Origin of the sequence: Clostridium sp. Cult3 (genome assembly GCF_021655115.1) — a bacterium.
Taxonomy (GTDB): Bacteria; Bacillota; Clostridia; order Tissierellales; family Tepidimicrobiaceae; genus PPXY01.
In genome coordinates this window covers 1-10,004 of record NZ_PPXY01000048.1, presented here as the reverse complement: position 1 = coordinate 10,004, position 10,004 = coordinate 1, and the positions used below count along the sequence as shown (strand labels likewise).

At 31.7% G+C, this 10,004-nt stretch carries 13 protein-coding genes; 1 reads left to right on the top strand and 12 read right to left on the bottom strand.

Annotated features, from left to right (window positions below):
* On the top strand, window positions 1-1,651 hold a 1,651-nt coding region (locus C3E88_RS09605; RefSeq protein WP_236909967.1), incomplete at its 5' end, for an Rqc2 family fibronectin-binding protein.
* Between the two features lie 4 nt (window positions 1,652-1,655).
* Here the strand turns inward: C3E88_RS09605 and pyrR are convergent.
* The 12 genes from pyrR to C3E88_RS09545 all read right to left on the bottom strand — a co-directional run.
* Window positions 1,656-2,195 (bottom strand): bifunctional pyr operon transcriptional regulator/uracil phosphoribosyltransferase PyrR, encoded by a 540-nt coding sequence (pyrR, locus tag C3E88_RS09600; protein ID WP_236909966.1) that lies wholly within the window; start codon window positions 2,193-2,195, stop codon window positions 1,656-1,658.
* A 9-nt stretch (window positions 2,196-2,204) separates the two neighbouring features.
* Window positions 2,205-3,122, bottom strand: coding sequence for an RluA family pseudouridine synthase (locus tag C3E88_RS09595; protein WP_236909968.1), 918 nt, complete (start codon window positions 3,120-3,122; stop codon window positions 2,205-2,207).
* A 10-nt stretch (window positions 3,123-3,132) separates the two neighbouring features.
* A complete protein-coding gene (gene lspA, locus C3E88_RS09590; RefSeq protein ID WP_236909965.1) occupies window positions 3,133-3,588 on the bottom strand; it encodes a signal peptidase II in 456 nt (151 codons plus the stop codon).
* A gap of 137 nt (window positions 3,589-3,725) precedes the next feature.
* Entirely contained in the window at window positions 3,726-4,337 is a 612-nt protein-coding gene (locus C3E88_RS09585) for a TraR/DksA C4-type zinc finger protein (RefSeq protein ID WP_236909964.1), read from the bottom strand.
* A gap of 283 nt (window positions 4,338-4,620) precedes the next feature.
* Window positions 4,621-5,484 carry a bifunctional 3-deoxy-7-phosphoheptulonate synthase/chorismate mutase gene (locus C3E88_RS09580; protein WP_336513085.1) on the bottom strand — a complete coding sequence of 288 codons (864 nt, stop codon included), beginning with the start codon at window positions 5,482-5,484 and terminating at the stop codon, window positions 4,621-4,623.
* Window positions 5,485-5,495: 11 nt separating this feature from the next.
* Window positions 5,496-6,074, bottom strand: a complete 579-nt coding sequence (locus C3E88_RS09575) for a DivIVA domain-containing protein (RefSeq protein ID WP_236909962.1) — start codon at window positions 6,072-6,074, stop codon at window positions 5,496-5,498.
* 14 nt (window positions 6,075-6,088) lie between these two features.
* Window positions 6,089-6,880, bottom strand: a complete 792-nt coding sequence (locus C3E88_RS09570) for a YlmH family RNA-binding protein (protein WP_236909961.1) — start codon at window positions 6,878-6,880, stop codon at window positions 6,089-6,091.
* 9 nt (window positions 6,881-6,889) lie between these two features.
* Entirely contained in the window at window positions 6,890-7,156 is a 267-nt protein-coding gene (locus tag C3E88_RS09565) for a YggT family protein (RefSeq protein WP_236909960.1), read from the bottom strand.
* 24 nt (window positions 7,157-7,180) lie between these two features.
* Window positions 7,181-7,618, bottom strand: a complete 438-nt coding sequence (locus C3E88_RS09560; protein ID WP_236909959.1) for a cell division protein SepF — start codon at window positions 7,616-7,618, stop codon at window positions 7,181-7,183.
* A 10-nt stretch (window positions 7,619-7,628) separates the two neighbouring features.
* Window positions 7,629-8,297, bottom strand: a complete 669-nt coding sequence (locus tag C3E88_RS09555) for a YggS family pyridoxal phosphate-dependent enzyme (protein ID WP_236909958.1) — start codon at window positions 8,295-8,297, stop codon at window positions 7,629-7,631.
* 40 nt (window positions 8,298-8,337) lie between these two features.
* On the bottom strand, window positions 8,338-9,630 hold the full coding sequence (locus tag C3E88_RS09550; protein ID WP_236909957.1) for an HlyD family efflux transporter periplasmic adaptor subunit: 1,293 nt from the start codon (window positions 9,628-9,630) through the stop codon (window positions 8,338-8,340).
* A 97-nt stretch (window positions 9,631-9,727) separates the two neighbouring features.
* Window positions 9,728-10,004 (bottom strand): hypothetical protein (locus C3E88_RS09545; RefSeq protein WP_236909956.1); only part of this gene is annotated, 277 nt, incomplete at its 5' end.

Below are 10,004 nucleotides of genomic sequence, written 5' to 3'. Positions count from 1 at the left end.
AAATAATTATAAACTTCTTATATCTTCAAGCAGCAATAATCCCAGGATCCATTTTACTAATCAAGTAAAGAAGAATCCACCAAACCCGCCTATGTTTTGCATGCTCCTTAGAAAGCATATATCAGGAGGGGTAATATTAGACATACAACAATTTCATATGGATAGAATTATATTAATAGACATAAGTTCACTAGATGAACTAGGCCGCCCTTCTCAAAAAAGACTGATAGTTGAAATAATGGGAAAACACAGTAATATCATATTAATTGAAAAAGAAAACTTAAATATAATAGATTCTATTAAGCGAGTATCCCAGGATATTAGTAGGGTAAGACAGGTACTACCTGGATTAGAATATCAATATCCATCCCTACAAGACAAAATTAACCCGTTATTTTTAGATGAAGAAGAATTTGTTAGTCTAATAGATGGATCTAAACCTAATATTCATATATATAAATTCTTCTACACCAATTACTTAGGGCTAAGCCCATTGATAAGTAGGGAAATATGCTTTGATTCTGGAATTGATATGGATAGACCCATATCCAGTTTGGATATGCAGGAAAGGCAAAGATTACTAGATTCCTTTATGTCCATGATGCTAAAGGTAAAAGCTGAAAATTATACTCCTGTATTAATTCACGATCCTAATAATCCTGGCTATATATCCTTTCACGCCTTAGATCTAAATCAATTTGGGAATTGTGAAAAGGTGTATTTAGATTCTATTAGTCAAGTACTTGATAAGTTCTATTTGATAAATGACACTATGGATAGGGTTAGACAAAAATCCCATTCTATGAAAAAATCCATCGAAACTAAGTTAGAACGATCTTTAAATAAGCTTTCCAAGCAAAAAGATGAACTGCTAAAATCTAAAGACAGGGAAAAGTATAAAATCTATGCAGATTTAATCTCTGCCAATATATATAGAATAGAAAAAGGAGTTCGTCAAGTGGAGTTAGAAAATTTTTATAGCGAGGATATGAAGGTAATAACAATACCCTTAAATCCCAAATATTCTGCAGCTGAAAATGCTCAAAGATATTACAAAAAATATTCGAAACTAAAAAATGCCCATAAATTACTATTAAAACAAATTCCTCAAACAGAGGAAGAGGTAGAGTACCTGGAAAATGTTTTAAATAGTATAGATAACTGTACAGAGGTAATAGAGTTAGATGAAATAAAAGAAGAGTTAATTAAAGAAGGGTATTTAAAAAGCAATAAAAACAAGAGAAATAAAGGGAAAAAGGAACCTACTTCAAAACCCCATCATTATATATCAACAGAAGGTTACCATATATATGTAGGGAAAAATAACAGACAAAATGAATATTTAACCCTGAGATTTGCCAATAAGGATGATGTATGGCTCCATGCTCAAAAGATACCTGGTAGTCACGTTATTATAAGGAAAGATAAAGAAACCATCCCTGATACTACGCTAGAAGAAGGGGCTTTATTAGCTGCCTACTATAGCAAAGCTAAGCATTCCACCAATGTGGCTGTAGACTATACTGAAAAGAAAAATGTAAAGAAACCTAAAAATGCAAGGACGGGCATGGTCATATATGAAAACTTCAATACAATTTTCATTACTCCTGAATATGAAAGAATTAAAAAGTTAAAAAAGGTAGAAGATTAATCTTCTACCTTTTTTCGTTAATCAACACCTGATCCATTTTATCAATTTCTGTAAATTTCACATTTACAATCTCACTTCTAGACGTAGGTAGGTTTTTGCCAATATAATCAGGCCTAATAGGTAGCTCCCTATGGCCTCTGTCAATCAAAACCGCCAATTGCACTTTCCTTGGTCTACCCATATCTACAAGAGCATCAAGTGCAGCTCTAACCGTCCTACCTGTAAATATCACATCATCTACTAGCACTATAATCTTATCATCAATGTCTTCATTCGTTTCTTTCTTTTTTACAATAGGTTCTCCTTGTATCTCCGTCAGATCGTCCCTGTATAGCGTAATATCTAAAGTTAAAACCGGTATATTTTCTCCTTCTATTTCATAAATTTTATTGGCTAATCTCTGGGCAAAAGGTACGCCTCTTGTTTTTATTCCGACCAACATCAAATCTTTTACCCCTTTGTTTCTTTCAATAATCTCGTTTGCAATTCGAGTTGTAGCTCGTTGTATAGCCTTTTCATCTAATATAATTGCTTTAGTTCTCAATTACACCACCTACCTATTTCTTTTTTCTAGCAATTGAATAATTTTTTTAAAATCTTTAGGTAATTCTGATTCAAACTCCATATATTCACCACTCCTCGGATGATAAAAACCTAGCTGTCTAGCATGGAGCAACTGACTATCCACACCAAATTCACTTTTTCTGTTAGAGTATACTGGATCCCCCACTACTGGATGATTTATGTATGCCATATGAACTCGAATCTGATGGGTTCTGCCAGTTTCAAGGGAGGCTTCTACTAATGTATAATCTTTATAATACTCTAAAACTCTATAATGGGTTATAGCCTCTTTGCTATTCTTATATACAACAGCCATCCTCTTCCTATTAATCGGATGTCTGCCTATAGGCGCATCTATTACTGCCTTTTCCTTATCTAGCCTTCCATAGACTAAAGCTGTATATATCCTTTTTATCTCTCGGTTTTTTAACTGTTTTGACAAAGCCTTGTGGGATTTATCATTTTTAGCCACTATCAATAATCCTGAAGTATCCTTATCCAATCTATGTATTATGCCAGGCCTTATGGTACTTTCTATAGATGAAAGATTTGATACATGATACAATAGAGCATTTACTAAAGTCCCAGAAGGATTTCCTGGTGCAGGATGTACTACCATTCCCTTAGGTTTATTTACTACTAGCAGATCCTCATCCTGAAATATTATATCTATAGGTATATCCTCAGGTATTAATTCCAACTTTTCCGGCTCCCTAAAATTTGCTTTTATTAGGTCTCCTTTTTTGACCAGATACCTAGGTTTAACCTGTTTTCCATTAACCAAAACCAATCCTTCTTTGATCATCTTTTGGACATAAGTCCTTGAAATGCCTGGAATTGTCTTAGAAAGATAATAGTCCAATCTTTCACCACCATCTATGTTTACATGTATTTCCATTATCTCCATCAATGCCTCCTTATGCTTCATATCTATTAAGCAACACCATAATAACTATCAATAATGTACTTATAACTATAAACATATCTGCTACATTGAATACAGGAAAATCATAGCCCTTGCCAATTTTTGTACTTATAAAGTCTATTACATAACCTAATCTAACCCTATCGATTAAATTTCCAATTGAACCTCCTAGTAACATAGCCAAAGCTATCTGCATAGGTTTATTTAAATTATATGGATTTTTATACAAGAAGAAGATAATGCTAATAATTACCATAGAAGTAATTATAACAAAAAATATTTTCTTATTCTGTAAAATACCAAAAGCCGCTCCATAGTTCTCCACATAATATAGTTGAAGAAATTTTTCTATTATTACATAGGGACTATTACCTTTCAAGTATTTAACGGCTGCATATTTTGTAACCTGATCTAATACTATAACAAGTATTGTAATTAAATACAGCAAATTCTCTTCCTCCTTCTATTATTTGATCATAATAACATTTTAAATGATAATCAAGATTATTACAATAGAACTGCTAAAATTCCATAATAAAATGCTCCAATAAGATTATTTATTGGAGCATGGATTAAAAATAGTCCCTATTTAGTTTTGTCATAATAATCCTGAGATAACTTTTCTACATCCTCTACCGTACCACTATCTTCTTCATCAAAGATTCCTATATCATCGCCAGTAGAAAAGGAAGGATCTTTTTCTATTTTATTATATCTGGTCACAGCTTGATAACTATCTTCCCTATCCATTGCATTGCCTTCATCAAAACTTTTACTAAAAGGACTGATACTATCTTCCTCTTCTGGCCTAAAGTTTCTTTTATCTTCTAAAGGAAGTTTTTTATTTGTACAGTTAATACATAATTTTATATATGGAATTAATTCTAGCCTGTTCTCCTCTATGGGTTTGCCACAGTCGATACAAAAACCGTAACTACCTTCATCCATATCTCCTAAAGAAATATCAATTTCGTAAAGGGTATCTTTCAACTTGTTTTTTAATCCTTTATCCTGTTCCATCATGAACATTTCTGTACCTATATCTGCAGGATGATTATCATAAGCAGACAATTCAGTAAAATATTCATCCATTGAACCATATTCTAAAGTTTCATTCATCTTATATAAAACCTTCGATATTTTTTCTTTTTCTTGAAGTAACTTATCCTTCAAAAGTCTTCTCCTATCACCGTCCATTTTAGACCTCCTACAAATTATATGGAAAAACTTCATATAATAATATGCCCATAACCTATTATATAATTCATGTCTGTAACTCATTTATATTATGAATACATCAGTAGAATTAGTAGAAAAAATAATAGGCTGTTTTTATTATATCTTGCCCCCCATATATGAGTCAGTAGGATAAAAAAGAATAGCAACTCATCATCATGGTCCATTAAATAATAATTTGCCATAAAAAAATCCCTCCATTCTCATAATTCTAATACTATATTATGAGAACAAAAGGGATTATTTACTCTTTAATACTTATAGAATTTTTCAATCTACCAATTTCCCTTAATAAACTTTCAAATTCAATAAAATTTAGTGATTGGGCTCCATCGGATAAAGCTTCATCTGGTTTAGGGTGCACTTCAACGATAATACCATTAGCTCCAATGGCCAAGGCAGCCTTGGATGCAGGTAAGATCAATTCCCTTTTTCCAGTACCATGACTTGGATCTACAAGAATTGGATAATTAGTATTGGATTTTATGATAGGAACGCTCATTAAATCCAAGGTATTTCTAGTATAATCTTCAAAGGTTCTAATACCCCTTTCACATAATATAATATCCTCATTGCCTCCTGATAGTATATATTCTGAGGCTTTAATCCACTCTCCAATAGTAGCGCTCATCCCTCGCTTTAACAATATAGGTTTCTTTGTCCTACCTACTTCCTTTAGCAATGAATAGTTTTGCATATTTCTTGAACCTATTTGGTAGATATCTACATAATCGTAAGCTAAATCCACATCTCTCGGGTCCATTATCTCCGATACTACTTTAAACCCATAGGTTTCTTTTATATCTTTTAATATCTTAAATCCTTCCAAACCAAGTCCTTGAAAAGATTTAGGATCAGTTCTAGGTTTAAATGCACCACCTCGTATAATTTTAATTCCCAATCCTTTTAAAAATTTACCTATTCGGTCCATCTGTTGTTGGCTTTCAACAGCACAAGGGCCAGCGATAATAGTAAACTCCTCGCCGCCGATAGCTATTTCATCATCAATTTTTATTTGCTTAGTCATAAATACTCCTCCAATTACTTTCATGTCCCTTAATACTACGTTACATTTTAATAATAATTTAGTTAGTTTGTCAACACAAATAAAATTGAGGGCTATGCCCCCAAATCATCAATGCTGCTATCTATATTGACTTCCTTAGTTTCCATTTCCACATCAGCTATGATTTCACCTTCCATTTCCTGCTGCACCTCATCAGGTCCCTTCATATTTAAATCCTCTTTTTCTATTTTAGAGTAAAATTCATCTAAGGTAATTAGCTGAGCTTCAATAAAAGATTTATAACGAGTTTTAAAAATAAAAATTTCTTTTATAAGGTAGTCATATTCCCTTCTAATAGTCCTTACCTCATCATTAGCAGCATCTATTAGTTTTCTAGAAGTATTTTCCGCATCTTCAATAATAAGCTCTGCTTTTTGTCTCGCTGCACCAATCACTTCATCAGCAGTACCTTGTGCTACAATAAGTGTTTCCTTCAAAGTCTCCTCCAGATTATTGTATTGTTTTATCTGTTCACTTAAAACAAGAATTTTATCCTTTAATTCTATATTTTCTCTATGCAAGTTTTCATAATCCTCAATAATATCGTCTAAAAATTGATCTACTTCTGATTCCTTATAGCCTCTAAAGGATTTTTTAAATTCTTTATTTTGAATGTCAAGGGGTGTAATCATCGTATTCACTCCAATTATTTTAATAATCTAATTATTATCCTTATTCTCCCTTTTCTGCTAATTCCTTCTATCGAATTTACTACAAATCTCCCATACCCTCTAGTTGAAATTACATCTCCTTCTGAAATCTCTTTGGCAACTTTATCAATAGGTTCCCAATTGACTTTTACTTTGTTGGACTTAATCAACTTTTGGCTATCATCCCTTGATAGATTCAAGCCACCACTCATTAAAGCATCCAACCTTAGGGAAGGTACTGTAATATAAATATCCTTATATTCAATATTTCCTTGTTTTAAAGCTTTTAATGGAATTTGTTTTACCTTGACCTTTTCCTTCCCCACCCTTTCTAAGGAAAACATAATGAAATTACAAATTTCCTCTTTAACTACAACTTGAGCATAGTTCTCATGTATTAGTATATCCCCTATTTTTTCTCTATTTATTCCTAAATTGAGAATACTGCCTAGAAAATCCCTATGAGAAAATTCACCAACATAATCATATATCATCAATGAATCTATGGGGATATCGCCTTCATCCAGCTGATAATAATCAGGATGTATAAGTATAACCTTTCTCTCCCCTTCATCTAATCCACCTATTTCATAGTAATCTATTTCTGGAAAACGATTCAATATAGATTTCGCAAGTTTTCTTTCATAGGGATCTAGAAAATCTGTAGACTGTATCCTATGGGAATTAAGCACTATCTGAATTTTATCTAAAACTCTCCGCATGTTCATAATCTGTTCATTATCTACAATATGAGAAATAAACTTGTCCTTGTCCAATTTCAAATACATCACCATCAATTAAATAAGTATAGATCTTAAAATACTTAATATAAGTCTAAGTATGAGCACGGCTATCAAAGGTGAAAAATCAAACATTCCAGTATCTATCCCCAATTTATAAATCAGTTCCCTTACCGGTCCTAAAATAGGTTCTGTCATTTCATATACTATCCTGCCTATAGGATTATAAGGACCTATCCGTAAGAATGAAAAAATTATCCTTATTAGTATCAGTATTTCAATAATATTAAACAGTATATCAATAGCTTTATATAGTGTAATCATCTTATTACCCCTTATCTAAATTGTCTACCAATGAAAAACTCCTTTGTTTTTTAGTTCATCCCTTATGTTGCCATCCAATTCTACATTGTTAGGGGCTAAAACAAAAATGTCCTTACTTACTTTCTGTATATTCCCATCTAAAGAGTACAAGCCTCCATTGATAAAATCAAATATCTGTCTCTTTATGTTAGCCTCCAATTGTTCTAGGTTTACTACTACGGTTTTTCTCATCTTTAAATCATCTACAATTTTAGGAGCATCTTCATAGTTTAATGGTTCATGAACAACTACTTTCATATTACCAGCTGTATGGATATTCACCACCTTGTTGTTCATCTTTTTTGTTTTCGTATTAACGGGTAATTCTTCTAGTTCATATAGTTCATCTTCTTCATATTCTTCATCCAAATCTAGATCATCAATTCCAATAAAGTATTTAAACTTGTTCATTAAACTTGACATATAATCCCTCCTAGTATTTTCTTTTTCCAAATAGTCCTGTTCCAACCCTTATCATATTGGAACCTTCTTCAATTGCAACCTGATAATCATTAGTCATTCCCATAGATAGTATTTCCATTTCCACATTTTCATAGCCCTTACTTCCAACCACTTGATATAATCGACGTAAGTCTCTAAAAACCCATCTTACTTCTTCAGGATCTTCTACAAAAGGCGCTATCGTCATAAGCCCCTTAATCCTTATATTTGCATACTTTTGTACATCTTCTATAAATGGAATAACTTCGTTAACTTTTAAACCATATTTACTTTTTTCTTCAGCTACATTTACCTGGACTAGTACATCAATTGTTAAATTATTGTTTTTGGCCCTCTTATCCAACTCCTTAGCTAAAGAAATACGATCTAAAGAATGGATTAGAGAGACCTTATCAATTATATTTTTTACCTTGTTAGTCTGTAAATGTCCAATCATGTGAAAATCTGCCTTGTCACCTATTATATCGTACTTTTTTGTCAATTCTTGAACCCTATTTTCTCCAACATTAATTAATCCTGCATCAATAGCCTCATTCATCTGGTCTATGCCAACGGTTTTAGTTACCGCAATAATATCAACCTTATCTTTTGTCCTGCCAGATTTATGTAGAGCATTTTCTATATTTTGTTCTATAATCAATAAATTATCCTTAACAGTAATATCAATTCCCTCCTCGATGTCAGTTGATAATCATTCCTTCTTTTATGTTTTTAGTGTTTTGTAAAATTTCGTCATATATGGTTACCGTCTTAGCTAATTTATCACTTCCTTTTACCTTTATTTTGTTATTCTTATCTCCGCGGTTTATATAAGTGAATTTGTCCTCTTCCTTCAATATTTCTATGGGTTTAAATTTGATTATTCCACTGATATCCTTAATATAGACTCCCTTTATACCATCTTTTTCAACTATACTCTTGCTAGGAATCTTAAATCCCTCATATTTATATTTTATTATATTTACATCAATAAGCCTTTTATCGTAGTAATCCTGAAAGTCAGTATTGAAATTACATAAAACTGTGCCTTTGCTTCCTTCTCTATTTATATTTCTTATATAACCTTTAATTTCACCTTCTACTTTATCTGCAGAAATGTTAATGGAGTCTCCTATTTCATAGCTATCTATATCCTTTATATTATCAATCTTAACCACCATATACCATTCAAAATTGTCTATAACTTTAAAAATTGGTTCTCCATAATCAACATCCATATGATTTTCTATTAATTTTTGTTTGTTAGAAATAGCCTTAAAGTCAGAATATCCATAGTCTTCCTTGTCATTATATGAATATATTTCCTCATATCCATCTATTAGATAAGATACTATCCCTGATGTTTGTGAAAAACTATTTATAGTATTGCTAGTAATCTGTTTGAGTAGTTTATCTCTATTGGCCTTCAGGTTTTCAAGGCTATAACTTACTAAAGTATCCTCTCCTGTAATCTCCTTCTGTTTCCCATAATATATGGAAAGTTTTTCTTTTAATATCTCAGCCTTCTCATAGTCCCCCGATGAAATGGAGTTTTGAATAGCATCTATTATCCCTTCTATGCCTTCTTCTATTTTTTCTTCATCGATTTTTATCATTTCACTATCCTTTTCAGTCTTAGCTAGTACATCTATTTTTTTATTTAACTCATCCAATTCCTGTTTCAATGTAGAAGTCTCGTCTAGAAGGCTTAGTTGAGCTATTTTTGTACCTGCAGCTACTTTCTCTCCTTCATCAACAAAAATTTCTACTTTTCCCATACCCTCTGCTTTATGTATGCTTTCTTTTTTGATTACTATAGCTTCTGTTTCAATCTTATCCTCAATTATTACTGATTCAGGCAAAATCGTTCTAAAGGCCATAGCAAATAATGATGGAACACTTCTAAAAAATAAGTATATGAATATAAAAGATATGAGTATCAATCTCATTCTTTTTTTCTTTATTCTCTTTTTTTCACGTTCCTTCCGTGACATAAAAATCATCCTTACTAAATATTGTAGTATATAGTTTTCTACATAGATTAATATATTCCTTCTTATTTTAAAATTTTTTTAGAAAACAGATAGAAGTTTAGGTTCTAAAAAATTTGCCATACTTGCTTATTATTTTAAATTTTAAGATATTATCTATACTAAATTTTTTTATCTCATCATCATGGGTTACCATCAATATCGATCTCTCCTTCTTTATGGCACCAATCAATATCCCTTCAAATTTCTCCTTAGCTATTGTAACAACCTTTACCTCGTCACCAGATTTCACCCTAGCTCCATCTAATATAAATTCCTTCATATCGGCTTTTTCTAAGTGCTTCTGAGTCACAGACTTCTTGTTGATAACTATAATA

What these genes read in the sequence shown, in the direction of transcription:
- C3E88_RS09595 (WP_236909968.1), bottom strand. Translation starts at nt 3,122, where the DNA reads ATGGAGATAATGGAAATACATGTAAACATAGATGGTGGTGAAAGATTG.
- C3E88_RS09585 (WP_236909964.1), bottom strand. Translation starts at nt 4,337, where the DNA reads ATGGACGGTGATAGGAGAAGACTTTTGAAGGATAAGTTACTTCAAGAA.
- C3E88_RS09575 (WP_236909962.1), bottom strand. Translation starts at nt 6,074, where the DNA reads ATGATTACACCCCTTGACATTCAAAATAAAGAATTTAAAAAATCCTTT.
- C3E88_RS09570 (WP_236909961.1), bottom strand. Translation starts at nt 6,880, where the DNA reads ATGTATTTGAAATTGGACAAGGACAAGTTTATTTCTCATATTGTAGAT.
- C3E88_RS09565 (WP_236909960.1), bottom strand. Translation starts at nt 7,156, where the DNA reads ATGATTACACTATATAAAGCTATTGATATACTGTTTAATATTATTGAA.
- C3E88_RS09560 (WP_236909959.1), bottom strand. Translation starts at nt 7,618, where the DNA reads ATGTCAAGTTTAATGAACAAGTTTAAATACTTTATTGGAATTGATGAT.
- C3E88_RS09550 (WP_236909957.1), bottom strand. Translation starts at nt 9,630, where the DNA reads ATGTCACGGAAGGAACGTGAAAAAAAGAGAATAAAGAAAAAAAGAATG.